We start from the raw sequence: 24212 nt of genomic DNA, 5'->3' as shown, positions 1-24212 counted from the left end.
TTATAATGTATTACAACTCTAAAAAACAAGCGAACGGTGAGCCGAGACGCCTGCGGTAACTCCATCCGAAACAGACCAGGCAACGCTATGCGCGCCGCGTGTAACATCGCCTGCCGCATAAATTCCCGCAACACTTGTCGCTTTCATCTCGTCTGTCTTGATAGTTTTACCAAGCGGCATTTCTTCGAGTGTGCAGCCGAATTGTTCGACAAGAGAACTGTTGAGCCGGTTGCGGGGAGCAATATATAGCGCCTCTGCGGAAGTCATCCGGCCATCAGCCAATTCGATTTCCGACAGAGAAGTCCCCTCGCCTCGTAATCCCACAACTTTGGCAGGTTCTATAGTTATGCCGCGATTTTCCAGTTCCAGGAGTGTCGCTTCGTCTGGTTCATTGCCACCATTCAAATAGAATGTTGTCGGCCCCCATTCTGCGATTAGCATGGCCTGATGGGCTGACATTGGTGAAAGGTTCAGTACACCAAGTTTTCTGCCGCTGAACTCATAGCCATGGCAATATGGACAATGGATAACCGAATTGCCCCATCGTTCCGGGAGTCCCGGCACATCTGGTAATTCGTCCGAGATACCAAAGGCAAAAATGAGCCTGCGTCCGCGCACTGTCTCGCCTGTATCGAGTTCGATTGAAAACTCATCAATCCCCCCGGTTCCACCAATGGCCTGTCCTTTGGTTATTTCGACACTGGGATAGGCCAGCACCTGAGTTCTTGCCGTTTCAAGCATGGCTGCCGGATTGCTGCCATCCTGCGCAAAGAAGCCATGCGAGTGCTCAGCAAAGCGATTGCGGGGCTTGCCTGCGTCGATCACGCGGACAGATCGTCTGCCACGAGCGATGTAGGTGGCAGCGGTGAGCCCGGCAAAACTTCCGCCGATAATGATTGCATCATGATGCGTCATGAGCTGTCTCCAAATCGAATGTCGCGCCGCGTTCGAGGGCGCGTTTATGGAAATCCTCGCTCAACATGGCGAGTGACACTTCTCCAAAGCGTTTCAACAGGAGTTCCTCTGCGTCATGAAACGCTTTGTTCAGAGAGGCATTCACTGCCTGCTCAACGATGCATCCCGGCATTTCGGTGCGATTGCTCATGGCAAGCAGCGACGGTTTGCCGATAGCATCATAGATGTGTCGCAACGTGACCTTTGATAGATCACAGGCGATCTCCCAACCACCACCATGTCCTTTTTCGGAGCGAACATAGCCCTGCTCGCGCAGGCCGCCCATAACGCGACGGATCACAACAGGATTGGTGCCCATTGCTTTCGCCAGCATCTCGGAAGTCACCGGCCTCTGATATTCAGCCATGTGAAGGAGGACGTGCAGAACGCCCGATAATTTGCTGTCTCTTTTCATGTAACTTTATATGTTACGAGTCTTGTGCATTGTCAAGAGGACAAATTTGGAAGCAATTTTCGGGAAGCGGTGGCAGGACTTTATGCTAAGATCGCTCAATGAACGATCTCTTTTCCAATCTCGAAACGCGTGAAAATCTGACAGACGGAGCGATGCTTTTGCGCGGTTTTGCTCTTGCGAACGCTAAAGACGTTATCAGTGCATTACGAAGTGTCGCTGAAGAAGCACCCTTTCGCCACATGACCACCCCGGGCGGTTTTCGCATGTCTGTGGCGATGACCAATTGTGGTTCATTCGGTTGGGTCACAGATCGCCGCGGCTATCGTTACAGTCCAGCCGATCCAGAAACTGACAGGCCATGGCCCGAGATGCCGGATGCTTTGCTTAATCTGGCTGAAACTGTTGCGCAGGAAGCGGGTTATGCTGCATTTTCACCCGATGCCTGCCTCATCAATCGCTATGAACCGGGTGCAAAGATGTCGCTTCATCAGGATAAGGACGAGAAGGATTTCACCAATCCGATTGTGTCCGTATCGCTTGGCCTTCCCGCGACATTTCAGTTTGGTGGTTCGCAGCGCAATGACCCCGTGCGCAAATTTTTGCTGCATCATGGTGACGTGGTTGTCTGGGGTGGCCCCTCAAGGCTGTTCTATCATGGCATTCTGGCGCTTAAAGACGGCGAACACCCGCAGCTGGGGCGTTATCGTTACAATCTGACATTCAGAAAAGCGCAATAGAGCGCCGTGCGCTATCACAGTGTAATTATGCAATAGTCGAAACCAATCGGGGATCGTTCTTACAAGGACGATCCCCGATTGAATTGCTTTAATTGAATGCGCCGCCGTCACTTTTGCTTTCAGGACGCTCTTTGGCAACTTTTTCGCGATAGCCGCTGGCGCGATAGGCCGAAATTGGTTCAATCGCCCCACCAGTTCGGCGACGTGCTTCGGCCAATATAGGCTCAACATCTGTGCGATACGCACGTTTCAGCGTGTCTGATGCCATCAGAGCATCGTTTTCCTGCTGATAGGTTTCGAGAGCCTCGCGATCCACCAACAGTGCTTGCGCATAAGCACGGCGTATTTCGTTGGCTGAAGAGATGAGGCTTTCCAGCGGATCAGTCACATTATGCGATTGATCGATCATGTGGGCAGGATGAAAATCCTTCACACCGCGATAATCCGCATCCACCAATTCGTTGAAAACAAGGAACAGGCGATAAGGATCAATAGACCCCGCATCAAGATCATCATCACCATATTTGCTGTCGTTGAAGTGGAAGCCGCCAAGCTTTCCAAACTGCATCAGCCGGGCAACAATCATTTCGATATTGGCATTTGGGGCGTGATGGCCAAGATCAACCAGACATTGCGCTTTTGGACCAAGCGTTGAGGCTATGAGGTAATTTGTACCCCAGTCCTGCACGACCGTCGAATAGAAGGCAGGCTCGTACATCTTATGCTCAGAGAACAACCGCCAATCATCCGGCAGCGCCTTATAAATCTCGCTCATCGAATGCAGATAACGCTCGAAAGCGCGGGTGAAATTCTGCTGGCCCGGGAAGTTTGAGCCGTCAGCAAGCCAAACCGTCAGCGCCTTGGAGCCAATAGCATTTCCGATTTCAATACACTCAATATTGTGCTCAACGGCCTGCGCGCGGACTGCCGCATCCACATGCGTAAGTGAGCCATACTTATAAGAATGTTGCTGATCGGCTGAATCCGCAAACGTGTTGGAGTTCATCGCATCAAAGCCAAGACCCAGGGCAGCGGCATGTGCCATCAGCTCTTTCGGATCGGCTTTATCCCATGGAATATGCAACGAGACATTTGGCGTTGCACGCGATAGCTCGTTGATAACGGCGCAATCATTGAGCTTGTCAAAAATACCCCGTGGTTCACCACGCCCCGGAAAGCGACCGAAGCGGGTGCCGCCCGTTCCCGTACCCCAAGACGGTACGGCAACATAATACTTCGCGACCTTTTCGGTGATTTTTTCGATTTCAATGCCGCGGCGTGCAAGGTGGTCGCCAAGCGCCTGATAATCGCTCTTCAATGGGCTTTCGTAACCGAAATTATGCTCAGCGATGAAATCGGCTGCAATACGTTGTTCGGACATGGTTCCTCCCAGAATGCCCTCAATTTCTTGGATAAAAGGCAGGAAGGCAAGATCGCCTCGCCAGCCTTTTCAATGATCAGCGCGGGAAGCTTTGCTGGTTTCCGGCATCCACATTAATGATATTGCCGGTAGATTTGGCCGAGGCATCACTCGCGAGGAAGTAGATGGCTTCCGCAATATCTTCGGGCAGCACATTGAGCTTCAAAAGGGAGCGCTTGCGGTAATGTTCCTCGAGCTCCGTGACGTCGATTTTGGAAGAAGCTGCGCGCTGCTCCCGCCACTCACCATCCCAGATTTTCGAGCCACGCAAAACAGCATCAGGATTGACGACATTCACCCGAATGCCGATCTCTGCGCCTTCGAGTGCCAGACAACGTGCCAGATGAATTTCGGCCGCCTTTGCAGTGCAATAAGCGGATGCGCCGGGTGACGCGGCCAGACCGTTCTTGGATGCCACGAAAACAACATTTCCCCCAAGTTTTTGACGCCGGAATAACCGGAATGCCTCACGAGAGACAAGAAAATACCCTGTAGCGAGAATGTCGATATTGCGATTCCACATCGAAAGCTCGGTAGTTTCGATGGGTGCCGATGATGCAATACCCGCATTGGAAACCAGAATATCAATGCCACCAAGTTCAACACTTGCCTCGATGAAGGCGCTTATCACGGCCTTCTCATCGGTCACATTCAGCTCGACGCTACGCACCTGATCCGCGCCGAAGCGTTTCGACAAATTATCATGAGCGGATTTGAGCGACCCTGCGTCAATATCAGCCAGAACCACGCAAGCACCCTCGCCTGCAAGATGTTCTGCGGTCGCGTAACCGATACCACCTGCTCCACCGGTAATGAGTGCGATACGCCCTGCTAGGCTTTTCGGCTTTGGCATCCGCTGGAGTTTTGCTTCTTCGAGCAACCAATATTCGATGTCGAAGGCTTCCTGCTCCGGCAAGCCTTGATATTCGGACACGGCAGATGCGCCGCGCATGACGTTGATCGCGTTGACGTAGAACTCACCGGCAATGCGCGCGGTAGCCTTGTCGCGTGCAAATGACAGCATACCAACGCCCGGGATCAGGAAAATTACCGGGTTTGGATCGCGCATTTTTGGCGAATTATCGCGCTTGCAGCTCTCATAATAGCGGGCGTAGTCAGCGCGGTAGGTTTCCAACGCGGCGTCCAGTCCGTCAACTATACGATCCACATCGGGCTTGGCTGGGTCAAAATCGATTACAAGCGGGCGGATTTTCGTACGCAGGAAGTGATCCGGGCAGGATGTGCCCAGGCGAGCCAACGGCTGAAGATGTTTCGCGTTAACGAATTCAAGCACAGCCTCCTGATCATCAAAATGACCAAGCTTGCGTTCGCTGTTTCCAATAAGACCGCGAATCTCCGGCATAAGACGCGCGGCAATGGCGCGACGTTCCGATGCTTCGAGGCTTTGTGCGACAGCTCCACCGAAAGCAGCTTTATCGTCGGTCTTCTGATCAAGCCATTCGATAGCCTTGTTGATGATTGCCAGGGTCGTTTCATAACAGGTCTTTGCATCATTGGCCCAAGTGAAAAGACCATGACTTTCAAGGACTACACCCTTTGCCTTCGGATTTGACTTCACAAAGGCTTCGAGGTCGAGGCCAAGCTGGAAGCCCGGTCGGCGCCAAGGCAGCCAGCCAATATCATCGCCAAAAATCTCGGCGGTCAGTTCGCGGGAGTTCTTAGATGCGGCGATCGCGATGATCGCGTCAGGATGCATGTGATCGACATGGATGAATGGTACAAAACCATGTAGCGGCGTATCAATGGAAGCGGCGCGCGGATTGAGGTTGAAGGTACAATGCGGAAGAAAGCCGACCATGCGGTCTTCATCGTCAACCCCCTTGTAAATACCCTTCAGTGCATCAAGCTTATCCTGATAAAGCGTGGCAAAGCCATCCAGCTTGATCGTGCCAACATCGCCGCCTGAACCTTTGACCCAGAGAACCTGAACTTTCTGGCCTGTCAGCGGATCAATTTCCTCCACCTTTGCAGACGTATTGCCGCCGCCATAATTGGTGATGCGCTTGTCGGAGCCAAGGAGATTGGAGCGATAAAGCAATTTACCCGGTTCATCCAGCGTCGCTGCCTTGGCATCATCCCAGCGGTTATCCAAAAACCTGCTTTCGGCCACCATGTCATCCTCCCGTTTTATGGTGAAGACCTGATTGCGCACTTTCTTTTTCGCGCACAAACGATCATGTTGGCGACAGATATGGCGTAATGTGCAAATTAATGTCAATCACAAACGATCAAAAATAAGCAATACTATTCTTATTCTGCATAAATATGATTGTTTATGATTGACACTGCCCGCATTTGTGTTTGATACAAGAAAAAGGAGGAGCCATGCACGAAAGAGAGCGCCACCGTATTATCCTGAGCGCAGTTCAGGAGAAGCCGGTGATCACCATTCAGGATCTGGTGGAATTGACGGAGGCGTCCGAAGCGACTCTTCGGCGCGACATTGCATCGCTTCATATGCAGGGCCGTATCAAGCGAGTACGTGGTGGCGCAGAGGCCATTCATCCACCACAGCTTGGCAGTCTTGCTGGCCGACCTTTTAAAGTATCGGAAACGGAAAATACTGACCGCAAGCGTGCAATCGCTCGCGAAGCTGTGTCGCTTTGCGAGGAAGGCGACAGCATCATTATCAATGGTGGTTCAACCACTTTTCAGATGGTGCACTACCTCGCAGCGCGTCGATTGCAGGTTCTGACCAATTCCTTTGCCATTGCCGAACACCTTCTGCGTCAGTCCAAAAGCACAGTTATCGTGCCTGGCGGAGCCATTTATCGCGATCAGAGCCTTATTCTTTCGCCCTTTGATAACGATGTGATCCGTAATTTCTACGGTCGATGCATGTTCATGGGCTGTCAGGGCGTCAGCCCTCTCGGCGTGATGGAATCGGACGCACTGATCATTCAGAGTGAACAAAAACTGATGGGCCAGGCAGACGATATTGTTCTGATGGTCGATTCATCGAAATTCACCCGTCGCTCCAGCCTTATTCTCTGTCCTCTCGACCGTATCAGCACGCTGATTACCGATGATGGCATCTCGGATGAGGCGCGGCGGATGGTGGAAAATGCAGGCATCAAGCTCATCGTGGCTCAGGTTTCTGCCAATGCCGGTAAGGGCAGCGAACGGGGGGAAGCCACAGAAGTCGCCTGAACCGGACTTATCAATCTTAATGTTCTTAATCGGGAGGAATAGGACATGAAACTTTTCAAGAAACTGGCAATGAGCACAGCGCTTGCGGTTGCCTTCATGGCGACTGCCGCTCAGTCTGCCGACATGAAGATCGCACTTGTCGCGAAATCGCTTGGTAACGGCTTCTTTGAAGCGGCCAATAAGGGCGCACAGGAAGCCGCCAAAGAATTGGGTGGCGTTGAGGTCATTTATACTGGCCCGACAACGACCACTGCTGAAGGCCAGATCGAAGTCATCAACTCGTTGATCGCTCAGGGTGTCGACGCAATCGCTATCTCGGCCAACGATCCGGATGCTGTTGTTCCAGCGCTCAAGAAGGCCGCACAGCGCGGCATCAAGGTTATCTCTTGGGATTCCGGTGTTGCTGCCGAAGGTCGCATTGTCCATCTTAATCCCTCGTCAAATGATCTGATCGGCAAAATGTGCCTGACGCTTGCAGCTCACCATTTGCCGGACGGCAAGGGTGATTTCGCAATCCTGTCGGCAACGACCACCTCGACCAACCAGAACATCTGGATTGACGAGATGAAGAAGCAGCTCAAGGATTTTCCGGGCCTCAATCTCGTAACCACCGTTTACGGTGACGACCTTGCCGACAAGAGCTATCGCGAAGCGCAAGGCCTCCTCACCTCCAATCCAGATGTGAAGGTGATTGTGGCGCCGACCACCGTTGGTGTACTCGCGGCCTCGCAGGCAGTTAAAGATGCAGGCAAGATCGGCGATGTTTATGTGACCGGCCTTGGCCTTCCATCTGAAATGGCTGGTGCCATCAAGTCGGGTGCGACCAAGGAATTTGCGATCTGGAACCCGATTGATCTCGGCTATTCCGCAACGCAGATTGCCTATCACCTCGTAAAGGGTGATGCAGACGGCAAGCCGGGCTCGGAAATCGAAGCTGGCCGCATGGGCAAGATCAAGATTGGCGAAAACGGCGAAGCGGCGATGAGCGATCCGTTCGTTTATGATGCCTCGAACATCGACGAATTCTCCAAGGTCTTCTGATTTCAGATTGAGACTTGATTGAGGTTGGCGGTGTAAGGCAGCACCTGACACCGCCATCATCTTCCGAATTTATTTCAGGTATTTCTGATGAATGCAGCTTTGCAAAAAAGCGGGCAATCGACCTTGTCTGCGGGGCCTGTTGATGGAACGGTTCAACCGTTGCTGGAGATGCGCGGCATTACCAAGACATTTCCCGGCGTCCGCGCGCTCGATAATGTCAATATTGCGCTTTACCCCGGCAAGGTAACTGCACTCATTGGTGAAAACGGTGCAGGCAAATCGACCCTCGTTAAGATCCTGACCGGGATCTACCAGCCCGATGACGGCGAAATCGTTATCGACGGCAAAGCATTGCGTTTTGCGACAGCGCAGGATGCGACCAATGCGGGCGTAACAGCAATTCATCAGGAAACCGTACTTTTTGACGAATTATCCGTCGGTGAAAATATCTATCTTGGTCATGCGCCACGCACAAAGCTTGGTTTTGTGAATTGGAGTGCCGTTTATGCACGGGCACAGGCCCTGCTCTCCTCACTTGAAATTACTGTCGATGCCCGCATCAAGCTCAAGGAGCTTTCGATTGCGCAACGACATCTTGTGGCAATCGCACGTGCGCTGTCGGTTGATGCGCAGATCGTCATCATGGACGAACCAACGGCAGCACTTTCACGCAAAGAGGTCGACGATCTTTTTCGGATCGTCGAGCGCCTGAAGGCGCAAGGCAAAGCGATCCTGTTTATCAGCCACAAGTTTGATGAAGTTTATGAAGTCGCCGATCATTATGCGGTTTTCCGCGATGGTTGTGCGGTGGGACACGGACTTCTCTCCGAAATGAACGAAAAAGAAATCGTCCGGCTGATGGTTGGACGTTCTGTCGCGAAAGCTTTTCCCAAGCAGGATTTTGCGCTTGGCGACACGGTTCTCAGTGTTGAAAATTATTCGCATCCAACAGAGTTTCGCGACATTTCATTTCATCTCAGGCGTGGCGAAATTCTCGGCATTTATGGGCTTGTTGGTGCAGGTCGTTCAGAGTTCGCGCAATCATTGTTTGGCATGACAACACCTTCTGAGGGGCGTGTAACCCTGGAGGGCAAGGAAATCAGAATACGCCGCTCTGGCGAAGCCATCGCGCATGGCATTGTCTATGTTCCCGAAGAGCGCGGTCGGCACGGCGCAGTTTTGCAAATGCCGATTTTCCAGAATGTTTCCCTGCCCTCGCTTGGACGCACATCGCGTAACGGGTTTTTGCGCATGGCGGAAGAATTCAAGCTCGCGCGCAAATATGCCGAGCGGTTTGATCTTCGCGCCGCAGCACTTTCTGTACCTGTCGGAACGCTTTCTGGTGGCAATCAACAGAAGGTTGTTATTGGCAAGTGGCTTGCAACCAATCCAAAGATCATCATTCTCGATGAGCCGACCAAGGGCATCGATATAGGTTCCAAAGCCGCCGTTCATGAATTCATCAGTGAGCTTGCTGCCGAAGGTCTCAGCATTATTATGATTTCGTCGGAACTGCCTGAAATCATTGGTATGTCGGATCGTGTCATGGTCATGCGGGAAGGTTTGATGGAAGGTATTTTTGATCGAGCAGGGCTTGATGCAGAAGTGTTGGTGCGTGCTGCAACGGGGAATGCGGGATGAATATGAAACAGCTTCTCAAACAGCGCGAAGTCCTGCTGCTTGTTATCATTGCGATTATGATCGGGTTGTTCTCTTTGCGCGCACCTGGCTTTGCCTCACCACGTAATCTGGCAAATATCTTCAATGACACGTCGATCCTGATCATACTGGCACTGGGCCAGATGTCGGTCATTCTCACTAAATCCATTGATCTTTCCGTTGCGGCCAACCTGGCTTTTACCGGTATGGCTGTGGCGATGCTCAATGCAACCTTCCCGGAGCTACCGCTGATCCTCCTGATCATAACCGCCATTGGCATCGGCGCGATCCTCGGCGCAATCAACGGTATACTTGTCTGGAAACTTGATATCCCGGCGATTGTGGTCACGCTTGGCACACTCACCATCTATCGCGGCATGGCCTTTGTGCTTTCCGGCGGTGCGTGGGTGAATGCGCACCAGATGACAGCGCCATTTCTGAATACGCCACGCACCGTCTTCCTTGGCCTGCCTTTGCTGGGCTGGACAGCCATCGTAATTGTTGCGCTGGTCTTTGTGCTGCTGACACGCAGTTTCTTTGGACGCGCGCTTTATGCATCCGGCGGCAATCCAACAGCAGCGGTCTATGCAGGCATCGATGTCGGGCGCACACGCTTTCTGGCCTTCGTACTCTCAGGTTCTCTGGCTGGGCTTTGCGGATACCTCTGGGTATCGCGCTATGCAGTTGCCTATGTCGATATCGCCAACGGGTTCGAGCTCGATAGTGTTGCAGCATGTGTGATTGGCGGCATTTCAATTGTGGGCGGCATCGGCACAGCAGTTGGTGCGGTGCTTGGCGCTTTGTTTCTCGGCGTGATCAAGAACGCCCTGCCCGTCATCAATATTTCTCCCTTCTGGCAAATGGCGATTTCCGGCGCTGTCATCATCGCCGCTGTGATCTTCAATGCACGACAGGAAAAGCGCGGTGGACGCATCATTTTGCGTGAGAAAGCCGCAAAGACTTATGAGGAGCCAGCCGCGTGAACGAAATAACCGAACGCCGTCAAATCCCTGATCGGCTTGGAACCTCCTATACGCGCCTGTTCGCCAGCTGGGAAATGTTGCTGCTTGGCGTTGCCATTGCGATCTTCATTGCGAATGCCTTTGCCTCGCCATTTTTCCTCAATGCTTGGAACTTGTCGGATGCGACCTTCAATTTTACGGAAAAAGCACTCATCGCTTTTGCCATGACGCTATTGATCATATCCGGCGAAATTGATCTGTCGGTCGCAGCAATTATCGCACTGGCCTCCACAACGATGGGAGCTGCGGCACAAGCAGGCGTCGGCACGCCCGGATTGGTCCTGATAGGTATTGGCACCGGTCTTGTCTGCGGAGCAATTAATGGGGGTCTTGTTGCAGGGTTGAAACTCCCCTCCATTGTGGTCACCATTGGCACTATGAGCCTCTTTCGCGGTGTTTCCTATATCGTGCTTGGCGATAAAGCTTATGGTGGCTACCCGGCAAGCTTTGCTTATTTCGGGCAGGGTTATGTTTTCTGGGTTTTCTCATTTGAATTTGTGCTGTTCATAGTGGCTGCCATCATTTTCGGCACGCTCCTTCACTGCACTAGTTTCGGCCGGCGGATCTATGCCATCGGTAACAATGAATTCGCAGCGCGCTTTTCAGGTATTCCGGTAGCGCGGATGAAGTTTACCCTGTTTTTGCTAACCGGTGTCATGAGCGGCATTGCTGCCGTCTGTCTTACGTCTCGCCTTGGCTCCACCCGGCCTTCCATCGCACAGGGATGGGAACTTGAGGTGGTCACAATGGTCGTGCTTGGCGGTGTGTCTATCCTGGGCGGCGCAGGCAGCATCATCGGCGTAGTGATTGCCGCCTTCGTTATGGGGCTCGTGACCTTCGGGCTTGGGCTTCTCAATGTGCCAGGTATTGTAATGTCTATCTTCATTGGCCTTTTGTTGATCATCACAATTTCGCTTCCGATCCTTGGCCGAAAATTCAAGGCGAGGCACAGGACATGACAACTGAGCGCTATGCTTTCCGGATGCAGCTATATCCCGGCATGGAGGCTGAATATCGCCGCCGCCATGACGAAATCTGGCCTGAACTCGTTGATCTTCTGCATGAGGCGGGCGTTTCTGATTATTCAATATGGCTGGATGAGGATACGCATATTCTGTTTGGTGTGCTGACACGCACCAAGCCGCATGACATGGCAGTCTTGCCCGATCATCCGGTGATGAAAAAGTGGTGGGCGTATATGGCGGACATCATGGAAACCAACCCCGATAACGCGCCGATCTCCTCCAACCTCAACCTCGTATTTCATATGCCATGAAGCGCATTGCCATTCTCGATATCGGCAAGACCAATGCCAAGACCGTTCTTTTGAACTCAGAAACGGGAGAAGAGATTGCGGTTCGTCGCACACCGAACACGGTCCTACGCGATGGCCCATATCCGCATTATGACATTGAGGCTTTGTGGCGCTTCTTCATCGAGAGCCTGAAAGCCTTTGCCAGAGAGCCGGGTTTTGATGCCATATCAATAACGACCCACGGTGCATGCGCTGCCCTGCTTGATAAAAATGGCGAGCTTGCCATGCCTTTACTCGACTATGAGCACGATTACGGGTCTGAAATTCATGCAGCTTATGCTCGCATCAAACCTTCTTTTGAAGAAACCTTCTCGCCGACACTATCGCTGGGGCTTAATGTCGGTGCGCAACTTCATTATCTGAAAAAGGAATTTCCCGATGATTTTGCGAATGTGCACCGCATTCTGACCTACCCGCAATATTGGGCATATCGGCTTACCGGAATTGCTTCTGTGGAAGTTACATCGCTCGGTTGCCACACAGACCTGTGGTGTCCAAAGAGGGGTAGCTTTTCGTCGCTGGTCGAAAGTCTAGGCCTTGAAGGCAAGTTTCCGCCCTTGCGGTCCGCTTTTGATGCGCTTGGAACACTGCGCCCGGAAATAGCCGATGAAATCGGATTATCGCCCCCCGTACCGGTTCACTGCGGGCTTCACGATTCAAATGCATCGCTGCTATCACATCTCATGGATCGTAAGCCGCCGTTCTCAGTTGTCTCTACTGGTACTTGGGTGGTGAGCTTTGCGGTGGGCGGTAATCTTGAGGGCCTCGATCCGAAGCGCGATACGCTGGCAAATGTCGATGCCTATGGTCGTGCTGTCCCCTCCGCCCGCTATATGGGTGGGCGGGAATTCGACCTTATGACCGAAGGCATCGATGCACCTTCATTGAAGGAGAGTGCCAGAGTGGTTGAGCAGGTTCTGAAGCGTGGCATCATGGCGCTGCCATCTGCTGTTCCGGGCTGCGGTCCTTACCCGGACACAAGTCTGCGCTGGATCAATACAGAAAGTGCCAGCTCGGAAGCGCTTTATATTGCTGCCTGTCTTTACGCGGCGCTGATGACGGAAGCATGTCTCGATCTGTTGGGTGCGGGTGGGCCGATTATTGTCGAGGGGCCATTTGCGGCAAACAGTTTCTATCTCTCAGCATTGGCTGGATTTTCAGAGCGCGAAGTGATTGCTGTTTCGGGCTCGACTGGAACGGCATTAGGTGCAGGTTTATTAGCTGGGGCCACAATTCCGGTGATGCAAAATCAAAGATATCTAGCCAATATTGACCAGTATAAAATTTATAAAAAACAATGGGTAAATCTATCTAATTGACAGTTTAATTTATCAGGAAAAGCCCGGATTCCACATCTGAAATCCGGGCTATCACTTATTAGTTCAGTGCCTTGTCCCGCGTTTCCACATTGATGAAAAATGCGATGATCCCGGCCAATGCCAGCAATCCAGCAAACATTGCCACTGCCATGTTGAAGCTTTGGCTGATGACCAAAGCGAGGGCAGACGGTGCGAGCAATCCACCAAGACGAGCCATAGCGCCTGCCGCACCCATTCCACTTGCGCGCAAGGCTGTTGGGTAAAGCTCAGGCGTGAAGGCATAGAGAGCGCCCCATGTTCCGAGCAGAGCAAAGCTCATAATCAGGATTGAAGCACCAACCAAGGTCGAGCTAACCGCAACTGTGAAGAGCGCGCAGGCAGCCGCACTGATGAAGAGAAAGCCGATCAGCGTTTTCTTGCGACCCCATGCTTCGACGCCATAGGCTGCAAGCGCATAACCTGGCAACTGCGCCAGAGCAACGATAACCAGAAAGCCATATCCCCGCACAAAGCCAAAACCGTCACCGGCAAGCTTTGCCGGGATCCATGTGAAGATGCCGTAATAGGAGACCGATACAAGGAACCAGATCGCTAAGGTGGTCAGCGTTCGCTGACGTAAGTTCGGCGATAACAGCTTTTCGTTGGTCACCATAAGCGGCGCCACAAGAATCGTCTTGGGTGGCAGTTCGGCCTTACCGTTCTTACGCAGAACGCGATTCATAACGGCTTTGGCTTCTTTAGTCCGGCCTATTTTGAGCAGGTGCATTGGCGATTCCGGCACCCAGAAACGCAACCAGATGCCGATCAACGCAGGAGCAGCAGTCACGACAAAGATATAGCGCCACGCGTCTGCAACGCCTGCAAGGCTTGCAGCCCATGCGGCCAACGCAATGATGACGGTGCCAACGGCCCAGAAACCTTCAAGCATCACCAGCCAGCGCCCGCGGTTCTTTGAGGGGAGGAACTCCGCCATCATCGCATAATCGACAGGCAAGGTGCCGCCAACAGCGATCCCCGTCAGAAAGCGCAACCCAAGCAGAATGGCAAAATTGGGTGAGAAAGCGGATAGCAGGCCAAACACGGCATCGCAGGCAACTGTAATAAGAAGGACGCGACGACGACCATATTTATCAGCGAGCCTGCCGAAGAGCGCAGCACCTATAAGCATCCCGAGAAAGAATAATGTGCCGGTCTGCAGAGCTTGCGGGACGGTTAAGCCGAAAGTCATTGCAATTGAAGCGGCAGTAAAGCCTACGGCCAGCACTTGCATGGCATCTGCAGCCCAGACCAATCCAAATACGCCGAGAAGGTTACGCTGGAAGGGGCCGGCTCCGGCCTGATCGAGCGTTTGTTCGATAGTAACTTTCATGCCGCGCTGATCCCCTCTTTCCGGCCGAAATTCTACGGTGCTTTTGCTGCGCCTCTCAATGACATCTGTCAATGATAGTCCGGCGAAAAAGCCCGGCTTTTGCTTAAAGTGAGCATAAGTAATGTATCGGTGCGACTTTCATGACACTCTCAAAGGGCTGCTATACTCCGACTCGGCATTCGTGTCCCAAATGGATGCTGCGCACTGGCGGGCGAGTCGAGCAAGTCGTGTCACACTGAGTCTTACGGTGGGTGCGCATACAGTCGCAATCGCAACTGTAAACCTTGCCGTGAGGTGGCTTGATCGTCATATTTTAAATTAATAATCTTTTGTATCTATCCGGTATTTATATGCAATTACCGTTACTCTATCATTTTCGAGACTACTTTATGACTGACCCCATCTGAGAAATTTGTCGGTTTTGAGTGAATTATGAAGGGGGTTGTTAACCTTCATTTTTTATTACTAAGGCTTATTCGGGCGACATATCTATGGTTCAGGTATCATGCGTAATTTGAGAGAAAACTTTCCCCATACTAATGGTAATCGTGCAGAAGCTGCTTCCGAGCAGAAGCCGCAACGCGACCCGTTGGGAGCGCATTCACCGGATTCGGATGGAGCGTGGAAGGCGCATTTTTCGCTTGGAGCAAATGTACGCTTTACCCGTACGCCGGAGGTTGAACTCGTTCGACGTCGCGGCGAAGATCTGCCGGATATCAACGGTCGTACGAAGGGTGTCGTTTCAGAAGCCTCTCCTGCTGAAGTTGAGAAGGCTGCAGAAGCCCAGCCGATGGCTGTCGCTGCTCTTCAGCAGTCGGTATCACAAAATATGGTTCGCACGCCCGTCGCACCTGTTCCACCTGTTGTGACGGCCGCCCTTGTCGCTCCGCTCGCACAGCCGGTTGAAGCTGCACCTGCGCAGGTCGCTGTGACGGCGGAGGTTGAGCCGATTAGCTCAAGCAACCCAATCAGTAATGCAACTGTTTCTGCATTCGCTCATCTGTCAGATTTCGCGTTCTGGGAAAGCTTCGATTTTGATTCAGCTCCGGCACAGCCTATTGCCGTTGTCGTCGCAGAAACACCAAAGCGCCCTGCTCCAACAGTTGAATCCATCATTGCGCAGTTCCGCACTGTCGAGTGGAACAAGCAGAAAGTTGAAGAAGTACCAGTTGCTGCGGTCGCGCAGCCAGCCGTCACCGAGCCTGCACCGCAGCCTGCTGTAGCAGCTGTCGCAGAAGTGAGAATTGAAGCGCCCGTCATGCCTGAGCCTGTTGCTGTTCAGGTTGAAGCACCTGCGACACCAACTGCGGAAGCGGAAGCGCCGAAGGTCGAGGAAGTCGTCGCAGCATCTCAGGAACCTATCGAAACCGATGTGGTCCTGAATGTTGTCGAAGAGCAGTTTGTTGAAGAGGCAGAACAGCCCGCGCCGGTTGCTGCACCTGCAAAAACTGCACCTTCTATTGCGCTTTATCAGCCTCAGCCCCTCCCCCGTACGGAAGCTGTCGTCATGCATGGCGACTACGAGTTTCCGCCGCGCGATCTGCTTCAGGAGCCTCCTTCGCTGGATGGCAATGTCATCACTCAGGAAATGCTTGAGCGTAGCGCTGGCCTGCTCGAAAGTGTGCTGGAAGATTTTGGCGTGCGTGGCGAGATCATTCATGTTCGCCCCGGCCCTGTCGTTACGCTCTATGAATTTGAACCTGCACCGGGTGTAAAGTCTTCCCGCGTCATCGGTCTGGCGGATGATATTGCGCGCTCAATGTCGGCATTGTCGGCCCGCGTTGCTGTTGTTCCTGGCCGTAATGTCATTGGTATCGAGTTGCCGAATGCCAATCGCGAAACGGTTTATCTGCGTGAGATGATCGACTCCCGGACGTTCGAATCTTCGAACTATCGTCTGCCGCTTTGCCTTGGCAAAGGCATTGGTGGCGAGCCGATTATCGCGGAACTGGCCAAGATGCCTCACCTGCTCGTAGCTGGCACCACAGGCTCGGGTAAGTCGGTTGCCATCAACACGATGATCCTATCGCTGCTCTACCGATTCAAGCCGGAAGAATGCCGTCTGATCATGGTCGATCCAAAGATGCTGGAACTCTCCATCTATGATGGCATTCCGCATCTGCTGACGCCTGTTGTTACCGATCCGAAGAAGGCTGTTGTGGCTCTCAAATGGGCCGTGCGCGAGATGGAAGACCGCTATCGTAAGATGGCACGTCTTGGCGTGCGCAACATCGAGGGCTTCAATCAGCGTGCAGCTTCCGCCAAGGGCAAAGGCGAAACCGTGATGTGCACGGTGCAGTCGGGCTTTGACAAGGAAACAGGTGAACCCACCTACGTTCAGGAAGAACTCGATCTGACGCCAATGCCATATATCGTCGTTATCATCGACGAAATGGCCGACCTGATGATGGTTGCTGGCAAGGATATTGAAGGTGCCGTGCAGCGTTTGGCGCAGATGGCGCGTGCTGCAGGTATCCACCTTATCATGGCAACGCAGCGTCCTTCGGTTGACGTTATCACTGGCACGATCAAGGCAAACTTCCCGACCCGTATTTCGTTCCAGGTCACGTCCAAGATCGATAGCCGCACGATCCTCGGCGAAATGGGCGCAGAACAGCTTCTCGGCCAAGGAGACATGCTGCATATGGCCGGTGGTGGCCGTATCGTCCGTGTCCATGGACCATTCGTTTCTGATGAAGAAGTCGAAAAGGTCGTCAATCATCTGAAGGAACAGGGCCGCCCAGACTATCTGGCGACTGTAACCGAAGATGAAGAAGATGATGACACAGCGCAGGACGCGGCGGTGTTTGACAGCTCTGCTATGGGTTCGGAAGATGGCGACGATGTCTACGAGCAGGCCGTCAAGGTCGTGATGCGCGACAAGAAATGCTCGACTTCCTACATCCAGCGCCGTCTAGGCATCGGTTATAATCGCGCTGCGTCGCTCGTTGAACGCATGGAACAGGAGGGCCTGGTTGGCGCTGCCAACCATGTCGGCAAGCGCGAAATTCTGACTGGTAGTCGCGACTGATTGGTCAAAATAAGAGTGTCAAAAAGCCGGATCGCGTGAGCGTTCCGGCTTTTTTATACGCACGGACAAGGGCTTACGCAGGGTTGCAAAACGCCGCTTGTCAACTTATCCATTTAGGTTAATAATTGGTTCATTCGTACATTCTTGACTACCGGACGGCGTAGCTTTCGAAGTTATCGCCGCGCCCAAAAACAGGGAGAATGATCGATGAAAAGCATAATCGTTGGACCTAGCGACAGAGATCGAGTGGTCACACAGCAGGTATTGCAAAACATAAAATCCCAGATGGAAAAGCCGTCCGAAGATCGGACACAGGTTTGCAATGTTTTGCGCCTTTCTAAAGGTGGTTATTCGCATCGCAGACGCAGAGTTCATAAAAGCGCATAACCTAATTTATATATGCCAGCGCCATGTCCGCTCAGAGGACATCAGGCGCTGTTTTTTTGGCTAAAGCATGTCGCATCTAATCGTAACCACTGCACGCGCTCTATCTCTTCGTTTTTCCGCGACATGCTCTAATATGCTCTTTCAGTAACATTCTTTTGCCGTGCGCTGCACTTTCTAAAGTATGCCTTCTGGGGTATCTGAGGGCAGTTTGTCCCTCCCCCAAGTTCAGGAAACTGCCATGTCCGCCCCGGCCCAAACAAATGAAGTCCCTCAAAAGAAGAAGTCGCGGTTCTTCCTCGGCTTTTTGTCAATTCTGGCTTTTGGTTTGTTTGCCTTGTTTCTTGGTCTGGGGATTTGGCAGGTAGAGCGCTTACAATGGAAGCTCGATCTCATAGCGCGCGTTGATGCACGCGTGCATGCCGAACCAATTGCAGCTCCGGGGCGTGATGACTGGGCCAATGTCAATCAGGCTGAAGATGAATACAGGCATGTCGCACTGACCGGAACCTATCTTAACGACAAGGAAATACTTGTTCGTGCTTTGACCGAGCGTGGTTCAGGTTTTTGGGTTCTTACCCCTTTAAGCTCTAACGATGGTGCTCTGACATTCATAAATCGCGGTTTTATACCAGACACCAAGCGTGATCCTGCATTGCTGGCCGAGACGCAGATTGCCGGGGAAACGACTGTAACTGGCCTTTTGCGTATGCCTGAGCCGGATGGCTTTTTCCTTCGCCCCAACGATCCCGACCGCAATGAATGGAACTCGCGCGACGTGGTGGCTTTTGCCGCCAAAGAAGGCCTTGGCACCGTAGCGCCTTATTTCATCGATGCTGACGCACAGTCAAACCCGGGCAACGTGCCAATTGGCGGTCTTACTGTCGTCACTTTCCGCAACAACCATCTTTCTTATGCGATTACATGGTTCGCACTCGCGGCGATGGTTGCCGGTGCCGCCATTTTTGTCTGGCGGCACGAGCGGAAGGCAAATAGCTAGACATGCAGCGCGTGGCCGAGCGCCTTCATGCTGGCCTCGGCAAAGCCTTCACTCAGCGTCGGGTGGGCATGGATCGTACCGGCAATATCTTCCAGACGTGCACCCATTTCGACGGCTTGAGCAAAGGCTGCTGATAGTTCCGAAATGCCAGCCCCAACTGCTTGAATACCAAGGATGGCATGATTGTCAGCTCGCGCGACAACGCGGATCATGCCGTCCTCTCTCTCGATGGTCATCGCACGACCATTGGCTTGAAACGGAAAAATTCCGGTCTGAATGTTGTGGCCAGCCTTGCGGGCATCGTCAGGCGATAAGCCCACAGTCACGATTTCAGGATCTGTAAAGCAGACGGCAGGAATGCAGCGTTTATCCCACACCTGCTTGCCGCCTGCAATAATTTCAGCCACCATTTCGCCTTGCACCATAGCTCGATGCGCAAGCATCGGTTCGCCGGTCACATCTCCAATCGCATAGACACCGCGCATGGATGTGCGACATTTGTCGTCAATGCGGATAAAACGCCCTTCCATATCAAGCCGGATTTCACTCAAACCCCAGCCATCCGTCTGCGGCTTGCGGCCGACCGTGACAAGAACCTTGTCCGCATCGATAGAACGGGTCGCGCCATCAGATGTGGTGACCTCCAATGCTGTGCTGTCCGACTTCATGCCTTTGGCGGAGGTATTGGTGAGTACCTCAACACCAAGCTGTTTCAGCCGCGCCATGACTGGTCGCGTCAGTTCCACATCATATAGCGGCAGAATGCGGTCAGTTGCTTCAACGATCGTGACTTTCGAGCCGAGTTTGGCAAATGCCGTGCCTATCTCTAGCCCTATGTAACCGCCGCCAACGATTGCCAGTTTTTCTGGTATTTTTTCGAGAGCGAGTGCTTCGGTCGATGAAATAATATTGCCGCCAAACGGCAACGAGGTAATTTCTACCGGCACAGAACCCGTCGCAATGACGATGTTTTCAGCATGGATTGTCTGGCGTCCGGTATCGGTATCGACCAGCACGGTCTTGCCATCGATGAACCGGGCCTGTCCCTGAAACATGCGCACATGGGAGCGTTTTAGAAGACCCGCCACGCCGCTGTTAAGCCGGTTGACGATACCGTCTTTCCACTCAAGCGTTTTGACAAAGTCAATTGCGGGGTTTTGTGTCGTAATGCCAATAGAACTCTTGTTTGCGAATGTTGTGAGGCGATGAAACTCGTCTGCTGCATGGATCAGCGCCTTCGACGGAATGCAGCCGACGTTCAGACATGTGCCGCCGAGACGCTTTTTTTCGACGAGTACGGTATCAATGCCAAGCTGTCCTGCACGTATGCCGCAGACATATCCGCCGGGACCACCACCAATGATCAGAAGTTTGCAGGAAATTTCACTCATAGTGTCAGCCTTCCACAAAGATCATCGCAGGTGTTTCGAGCAGGCTTTTTAGTTTCTGCACAAAGACGGCAGCGTCCCAGCCATCAATCACGCGATGGTCGAAGCTGCACGAAAGGTTCATCATCTTGCGCGGCACAAATTGTGTGCCGTCCCACATCGGGCGGACGGCCATCTTGTTAATACCGACAATCGCAACTTCCGGTCGATTGATGATTGGTGTCGTGGCGATTGCACCGAGCGGTCCGAGCGATGTGATTGTGATTGTGGAGCCGGACAGTTCTTCGCGCTTTGCAGTGCCATTGCGTGCAGCTTCTGTAACGCGCGTGAGCTCGGTTGCAGCCGCAAACACACTCATGCTTTCAGCATGACGCACGACCGGAACGATCAGCCCGTTCGGCGTTTGCGTAGCAATCCCCATATGCACGCCACCGAACTGACGGATAATGTCGGCTTCGTCGTCAAAATGTGCATTCAGTCCCGGCTGCTCTTTTACAGCCTTAACGATTGTGCGGATGACAAAAGGCAGCAGCGTTAATCTCGGGCGCCCTTCCTTCTTTTCATTATTGAGACCCGCGCGCAGTTCTTCGAGCTGCGTAACGTCGACCTCTTCGACGATGGTGATATGCGGGATATGACGTTTGGCTTCCGCCATGCGTTCGGCAATTTTGCGTCGAAGCCCGATTACTTTGATTTCATTAATCGAGGTATCGGCAACATATCCAGCTGTTTGCGGCGAACCACCTGCTTCCAGCTTGAAGTATGCATCCATGTCTTCATGTGTAATACGCCCTGCAGGGCCTGTGCCACGAACACGTCTGAGGTCTATGCCTGCATCCCGTGCTCGCAGCCTGACCGAAGGTGTCGCGAGCGGCTTTTCGCCCTCTGCGCGCAAGGGCCCTGCTCCGGTGAAGGTACGATTTATGGCTTCGCGTTTGGGCGCGGCGGGCTTTTCTGGAACCGGTGTTTGTAAAAGAACCGGTGCCGCTTCTTCAGCCTTTGCCTTGGGAGGCTCGACTGAAGCCGATGGCTCAGTCTTAACCGATTCTGGCTTTACAGATTCTTGTTTGCTATCCGCAGCGCCTTCGATTTCAAGTCGTACGAGTTCGGAGCCTACCGCAATTTTTTCACCGATTTCGCCATTGGTCAGTACGACCTTACCGGCACGTGACGATGGAATCTCTACCGTCGCCTTATCGGTCATAACGGCGGCAAGCAGGTCATCTTCGCGCACGATATCACCGACCTTCACATGCCATTCGACAAGCTCGGCCTCGGCAACACCTTCTCCAACATCGGGGAGCTTGATTGTAAAATGAGCCATGTTTCTCTCCCCTCAAGCTTCCATGATCGATGTGAGCGCGCGCCCAACCCGGTCAGGACCAGGGAAATAAGCCCATTCCTGCGCATGTGGGTATGGCGTGTCCCAGCCGGTCACACGAACGATTGGCGCTTCGAGATGATAGAAGCAGTCGCGTTGCACGAGGGCTGCAAGTTCCGCACCATAGCCACAGGTAAGTGTTGCTTCATGCACGATCACACAGCGTCCAGTCTTCCTGACGGAAGCCATAATGGTTTCTGTATCAAGTGGTAACAGCGTACGCAGATCGATGATTTCAGCATCGACGCCTGTCTCTTCTGCCGCTGCAAGAGCCACATGCACCATGGTGCCGTATGCCAGCACGGTCACTTCATTGCCTTCACGACGAATTGCGGCCTTGCCAAGTGGTACAGTGTAATAGCCTTCGGGCACATCACCCAAATCGTGCTTTTTCCACGATGTGACTGGCTTGTCATGGTGGCCATCGAATGGGCCGTTATAAAGCCGCTTCGGCTCAAACATGATCACCGGATCAGGATCTTCGATGGCTGCCAGCAGCAAGCCTTTCGCGTCGGCCGGCGTTGAAGGCATTATCGTTTTCAAACCCGAAACGTGGGTGAAAAGTGCTTCCGGGCTCTGGCTGTGGGTCTGTCCGCCATAGATGCCGCCGCCCGAAGGCATACGGATCACCAGAGGGCAGGTAAATTCACCCGCCGAGCGATAGCGCAAGCGTGCCGCTTCGGAGACAATCTGATCATAAGCCGGATAGACATAATCCGCGAATTGCACTTCGATACAGGGCCGCAGGCCATAAGTCGCCATACCGATGGCTGTTCCGACAATACCAAGTTCGCTGATAGGCGCGTCGAAACAGCGTTCTTTGCCATATTTTTTCTGCAAACCGGCAGTGCAACGAAACACGCCGCCAAAATAGCCGACATCCTCACCGAACACGACGACCTTCTGATCGCGCTCCATGGCAATGTCATGGGCGCTCTGAATGGCCTCGATCATGGTCATTTTCGTCGTCTTGGTCATGTCTTAGAACCCCGCTTCGTGGCGCTGGCGGATCAGATGCGGCGGCGTTTCGGCATAGACATCCTCAAACATGTCGCGCATGGAAGGCTTGCGTCCGTCATGCAATGTGCCGATGGCCTCCGCCTCGCGCTGCGCTGCCACAACCATGTCCATCACTTCCGCTTCGGCCTGCTTGTGGCGTTCATCACTCCAAACGCCGCGCAAAATGAGATGGTTTTTCAATCGCAGGACTGGATCGCCCAAAGGCCAAGCATCGCTTTCAGCTTTCGGACGATACGCGGACGGATCGTCGGATGTTGAGTGCCCACCGGCCCGATAGGTCACATATTCAATGATTGTCGGGCCTAGATTACGCCTTGCGCGCTCGACAGCCCATTTGGCGACGGCATGGACAGCCAGATAATCGTTACCATCTACACGCAATGACGGAATGCCGAAACCGTGGCCGCGTGCTGCAAACGTACCCGAGCCGCCCCGCGCAATGCCCTGAAATGTCGAGATCGCCCATTGATTGTTGACGATATTCATCACCACAGGCGCTTTGTAGGTGGATGCAAAAACAAGTGCCGCGTGAAAATCACTTTCTGCGGTCGAGCCATCGCCAATCCAGGCAGCGGCAATCTTGGTATCGTGGCTGATGGCCGATGCCATGGCCCAGCCAACAGCCTGCGTATATTGCGTGGCAAGATTACCGGAAATGGTGAAGAAGCCATGCTCCTGTGACGAATACATCACCGGCAGCTGACGGCCTTTCAGCGGGTCCTGTTCGTTGGAGAAAATCTGGTTCATCATCGTGACCAGTGGATATTCGTCAGCGATGAGAAGCCCCGCCTGTCGATAGGTCGGGAAATTCATATCACCTTTACGCAACGCCTTACGGAAAGCGCAACTGACCGCTTCTTCCCCCAGATGTTGCATATAGAATGATGTCTTACCCTGCCGTTGCGCCATCATCATGCGCGCATCATAAGCGCGCAGTATCATCATGTGTCGCAGGCCCTCTTTCAGCTCATCGTCAGTGAGGGTTCCAGCCCACGGACCAACCGCCTCGCCATCCCGATTGAGCACCCGGATGATGCTGAACGCCAGATCGCGCATGGCTTCCGGTTTTTCATCTATTTCAGGGCGGCGCACGCTGCCTGCTCGCGGGATTTTAACATGGGAGAAATCCGGCGCATCGCCGGGCCGCCATTCCGGTTCAGGAACATGCAGGGATAGGACGACATCGTCGCTCATGCGGGCATACCTCGCAAAACTGGCACAAAATGTCGAACGGGTGGATTGTGATTTTGTTCCGGCAAAGCATCTACGCTCTTCCGATAGCCAAACCTAAACAGATTGGCTTCATTCCTCCCATGCGACGTGAAGCCGGTTTTCCTCCTCCGATTTCACTTCATTCAGGGTGGAACGGCTTTCAGAATAAAGCAAGATTATTCTTGACTGGCCTTGCTCAATAAAAATCCGGCTAGTTCCCACGAGAAATATGGACCGTTGAAACCCGCTGTCGAAACAAGCTTATACAACTGATTTCATATATGTTTTTTATGAGAAGATTGATTGCGTATTGCGCAACATTATTTCCTTTCGTTGACGAAAAGGTCAGTACCAGCTGGTACTGACTAGATGTA

The 24212-nt window shown here is 52.9% G+C and carries 20 protein-coding genes; 11 read left to right on the top strand and 9 right to left on the bottom strand.

Features of this window, described 5'->3' with window-relative positions; translation table 11 throughout:
• Nucleotides 1-18 precede the first annotated feature (18 nt).
• Together QBD00_RS09290 and QBD00_RS09285 are read right to left on the bottom strand one after the other, a co-directional pair.
• Complete coding sequence (locus tag QBD00_RS09290) at nt 19-915, bottom strand: NAD(P)/FAD-dependent oxidoreductase (protein WP_318579276.1); 897 nt, start codon at nt 913-915, stop codon at nt 19-21.
• Entirely contained in the window at nt 902-1369 is a 468-nt protein-coding gene (locus QBD00_RS09285) for an Rrf2 family transcriptional regulator (protein WP_318579275.1), read from the bottom strand. Before QBD00_RS09285 ends, QBD00_RS09290 begins: the two co-directional genes overlap by 14 nt.
• Before the next feature lie 98 nt (nt 1370-1467).
• On the opposite strand from QBD00_RS09285, the gene alkB reads away from it, so the two are divergent.
• Nucleotides 1468-2106, top strand: coding sequence for a DNA oxidative demethylase AlkB (gene alkB / locus QBD00_RS09280; protein WP_318579274.1), 639 nt, complete (start codon nt 1468-1470; stop codon nt 2104-2106).
• Between the two features lie 88 nt (nt 2107-2194).
• Here the strand turns inward: alkB and rhaI are convergent, their stop codons facing one another.
• Together rhaI and QBD00_RS09270 are read right to left on the bottom strand one after the other, a co-directional pair.
• Nucleotides 2195-3487 (bottom strand): L-rhamnose catabolism isomerase, encoded by a 1293-nt coding sequence (gene rhaI, locus QBD00_RS09275; RefSeq protein ID WP_318579273.1) that lies wholly within the window; start codon nt 3485-3487, stop codon nt 2195-2197.
• A 76-nt stretch (nt 3488-3563) separates the two neighbouring features.
• Entirely contained in the window at nt 3564-5660 is a 2097-nt protein-coding gene (locus QBD00_RS09270) for a bifunctional rhamnulose-1-phosphate aldolase/short-chain dehydrogenase (RefSeq protein WP_318579272.1), read from the bottom strand.
• 212 nt (nt 5661-5872) lie between these two features.
• Between QBD00_RS09270 and QBD00_RS09265 the strand changes: the two genes are divergently transcribed.
• The 7 genes from QBD00_RS09265 (at nt 5873) to QBD00_RS09235 (ending at nt 13053) form a co-directional block, all read left to right on the top strand.
• Nucleotides 5873-6697 (top strand): DeoR/GlpR family DNA-binding transcription regulator, encoded by an 825-nt coding sequence (locus QBD00_RS09265; protein WP_318579271.1) that lies wholly within the window; start codon nt 5873-5875, stop codon nt 6695-6697.
• A gap of 45 nt (nt 6698-6742) precedes the next feature.
• Entirely contained in the window at nt 6743-7738 is a 996-nt protein-coding gene (gene rhaS / locus QBD00_RS09260) for a rhamnose ABC transporter substrate-binding protein (protein ID WP_318579270.1), read from the top strand.
• An 87-nt stretch (nt 7739-7825) separates the two neighbouring features.
• The gene (locus QBD00_RS09255; protein WP_412535005.1) at nt 7826-9379 is read left to right on the top strand and encodes a sugar ABC transporter ATP-binding protein; all 1554 of its coding nucleotides are present in this window, start codon (nt 7826-7828) and stop codon (nt 9377-9379) included.
• Between the two features lie 2 nt (nt 9380-9381).
• Nucleotides 9382-10380, top strand: coding sequence for an ABC transporter permease (locus tag QBD00_RS09250; RefSeq protein ID WP_264230967.1), 999 nt, complete (start codon nt 9382-9384; stop codon nt 10378-10380).
• Nucleotides 10377-11378: an ABC transporter permease gene (locus QBD00_RS09245; protein WP_318579269.1), complete on the top strand. Its 1002-nt coding sequence runs from the start codon at nt 10377-10379 to the stop codon at nt 11376-11378. Before QBD00_RS09250 ends, QBD00_RS09245 begins: the two co-directional genes overlap by 4 nt.
• Nucleotides 11375-11695, top strand: coding sequence for an L-rhamnose mutarotase (gene rhaM / locus QBD00_RS09240; RefSeq protein ID WP_318579268.1), 321 nt, complete (start codon nt 11375-11377; stop codon nt 11693-11695). Before QBD00_RS09245 ends, rhaM begins: the two co-directional genes overlap by 4 nt.
• Nucleotides 11692-13053: an FGGY-family carbohydrate kinase gene (locus QBD00_RS09235; RefSeq protein ID WP_318579267.1), complete on the top strand. Its 1362-nt coding sequence runs from the start codon at nt 11692-11694 to the stop codon at nt 13051-13053. The genes rhaM and QBD00_RS09235 overlap by 4 nt, the downstream gene beginning before the upstream one ends.
• 58 nt (nt 13054-13111) lie before the next feature.
• Here QBD00_RS09235 and QBD00_RS09230 read toward each other — a convergent pair whose 3' ends face one another.
• Nucleotides 13112-14422 carry an MFS transporter gene (locus QBD00_RS09230; RefSeq protein ID WP_151092313.1) on the bottom strand — a complete coding sequence of 437 codons (1311 nt, stop codon included), beginning with the start codon at nt 14420-14422 and terminating at the stop codon, nt 13112-13114.
• A 505-nt stretch (nt 14423-14927) separates the two neighbouring features.
• Here QBD00_RS09230 and QBD00_RS09225 point away from each other — a divergent pair.
• From QBD00_RS09225 to QBD00_RS09215, 3 genes are all read left to right on the top strand, one after another.
• Nucleotides 14928-17453, top strand: coding sequence for a DNA translocase FtsK (locus tag QBD00_RS09225; RefSeq protein ID WP_318579266.1), 2526 nt, complete (start codon nt 14928-14930; stop codon nt 17451-17453).
• A gap of 207 nt (nt 17454-17660) precedes the next feature.
• Entirely contained in the window at nt 17661-17840 is a 180-nt protein-coding gene (locus QBD00_RS09220) for a hypothetical protein (protein ID WP_095444420.1), read from the top strand.
• A gap of 238 nt (nt 17841-18078) precedes the next feature.
• Entirely contained in the window at nt 18079-18837 is a 759-nt protein-coding gene (locus QBD00_RS09215) for an SURF1 family protein (RefSeq protein WP_318579265.1), read from the top strand.
• On the opposite strand, the gene lpdA is transcribed toward QBD00_RS09215, so the two are convergent.
• Genes lpdA through QBD00_RS09195 form a run of 4 tightly spaced genes read right to left on the bottom strand, consistent with a single transcriptional unit; the run spans nt 18834 to nt 23820 of the window.
• Nucleotides 18834-20228, bottom strand: a complete 1395-nt coding sequence (lpdA, locus tag QBD00_RS09210; protein ID WP_318579264.1) for a dihydrolipoyl dehydrogenase — start codon at nt 20226-20228, stop codon at nt 18834-18836. The genes QBD00_RS09215 and lpdA overlap by 4 nt on opposite strands.
• A 4-nt stretch (nt 20229-20232) precedes the next feature.
• A complete protein-coding gene (locus QBD00_RS09205) occupies nt 20233-21549 on the bottom strand; it encodes a dihydrolipoamide acetyltransferase family protein (RefSeq protein ID WP_264230800.1) in 1317 nt (438 codons plus the stop codon).
• A gap of 12 nt (nt 21550-21561) precedes the next feature.
• Nucleotides 21562-22584 (bottom strand): alpha-ketoacid dehydrogenase subunit beta, encoded by a 1023-nt coding sequence (locus QBD00_RS09200; RefSeq protein ID WP_318579263.1) that lies wholly within the window; start codon nt 22582-22584, stop codon nt 21562-21564.
• Between the two features lie 3 nt (nt 22585-22587).
• On the bottom strand, nt 22588-23820 hold the full coding sequence (locus QBD00_RS09195) for a 3-methyl-2-oxobutanoate dehydrogenase (2-methylpropanoyl-transferring) subunit alpha (RefSeq protein WP_095444415.1): 1233 nt from the start codon (nt 23818-23820) through the stop codon (nt 22588-22590).
• Between the last annotated feature and the right edge of the window lie 392 nt (nt 23821-24212).

Source organism: Ochrobactrum sp. AN78 (assembly GCF_029909885.1).
GTDB lineage: Bacteria > Pseudomonadota > Alphaproteobacteria > Rhizobiales > Rhizobiaceae > Brucella > Brucella quorumnocens.
Note: the sequence above shows the minus strand (reverse complement) of the source record. Positions and strands in the feature narration are given on the sequence as shown.

Excerpts from the sequence above, each read along its gene's own strand:
- QBD00_RS09290 (WP_318579276.1), bottom strand. The coding sequence starts at position 915 with ATGACGCATCATGATGCAATCATTATCGGCGGAAGTTTTGCCGGGCTC.
- QBD00_RS09285 (WP_318579275.1), bottom strand. The coding sequence starts at position 1,369 with ATGAAAAGAGACAGCAAATTATCGGGCGTTCTGCACGTCCTCCTTCAC.
- alkB (WP_318579274.1), top strand. The coding sequence starts at position 1,468 with ATGAACGATCTCTTTTCCAATCTCGAAACGCGTGAAAATCTGACAGAC.
- rhaI (WP_318579273.1), bottom strand. The coding sequence starts at position 3,487 with ATGTCCGAACAACGTATTGCAGCCGATTTCATCGCTGAGCATAATTTC.
- QBD00_RS09270 (WP_318579272.1), bottom strand. The coding sequence starts at position 5,660 with ATGGTGGCCGAAAGCAGGTTTTTGGATAACCGCTGGGATGATGCCAAG.
- QBD00_RS09265 (WP_318579271.1), top strand. The coding sequence starts at position 5,873 with ATGCACGAAAGAGAGCGCCACCGTATTATCCTGAGCGCAGTTCAGGAG.
- rhaS (WP_318579270.1), top strand. The coding sequence starts at position 6,743 with ATGAAACTTTTCAAGAAACTGGCAATGAGCACAGCGCTTGCGGTTGCC.
- QBD00_RS09255 (WP_412535005.1), top strand. The coding sequence starts at position 7,826 with ATGAATGCAGCTTTGCAAAAAAGCGGGCAATCGACCTTGTCTGCGGGG.
- QBD00_RS09250 (WP_264230967.1), top strand. The coding sequence starts at position 9,382 with ATGAAACAGCTTCTCAAACAGCGCGAAGTCCTGCTGCTTGTTATCATT.
- rhaM (WP_318579268.1), top strand. The coding sequence starts at position 11,375 with ATGACAACTGAGCGCTATGCTTTCCGGATGCAGCTATATCCCGGCATG.
- QBD00_RS09235 (WP_318579267.1), top strand. The coding sequence starts at position 11,692 with ATGAAGCGCATTGCCATTCTCGATATCGGCAAGACCAATGCCAAGACC.
- QBD00_RS09230 (WP_151092313.1), bottom strand. The coding sequence starts at position 14,422 with ATGAAAGTTACTATCGAACAAACGCTCGATCAGGCCGGAGCCGGCCCC.
- QBD00_RS09225 (WP_318579266.1), top strand. The coding sequence starts at position 14,928 with ATGCGTAATTTGAGAGAAAACTTTCCCCATACTAATGGTAATCGTGCA.
- QBD00_RS09220 (WP_095444420.1), top strand. The coding sequence starts at position 17,661 with ATGAAAAGCATAATCGTTGGACCTAGCGACAGAGATCGAGTGGTCACA.
- QBD00_RS09215 (WP_318579265.1), top strand. The coding sequence starts at position 18,079 with ATGTCCGCCCCGGCCCAAACAAATGAAGTCCCTCAAAAGAAGAAGTCG.
- lpdA (WP_318579264.1), bottom strand. The coding sequence starts at position 20,228 with ATGAGTGAAATTTCCTGCAAACTTCTGATCATTGGTGGTGGTCCCGGC.
- QBD00_RS09205 (WP_264230800.1), bottom strand. The coding sequence starts at position 21,549 with ATGGCTCATTTTACAATCAAGCTCCCCGATGTTGGAGAAGGTGTTGCC.
- QBD00_RS09200 (WP_318579263.1), bottom strand. The coding sequence starts at position 22,584 with ATGACCAAGACGACGAAAATGACCATGATCGAGGCCATTCAGAGCGCC.
- QBD00_RS09195 (WP_095444415.1), bottom strand. The coding sequence starts at position 23,820 with ATGAGCGACGATGTCGTCCTATCCCTGCATGTTCCTGAACCGGAATGG.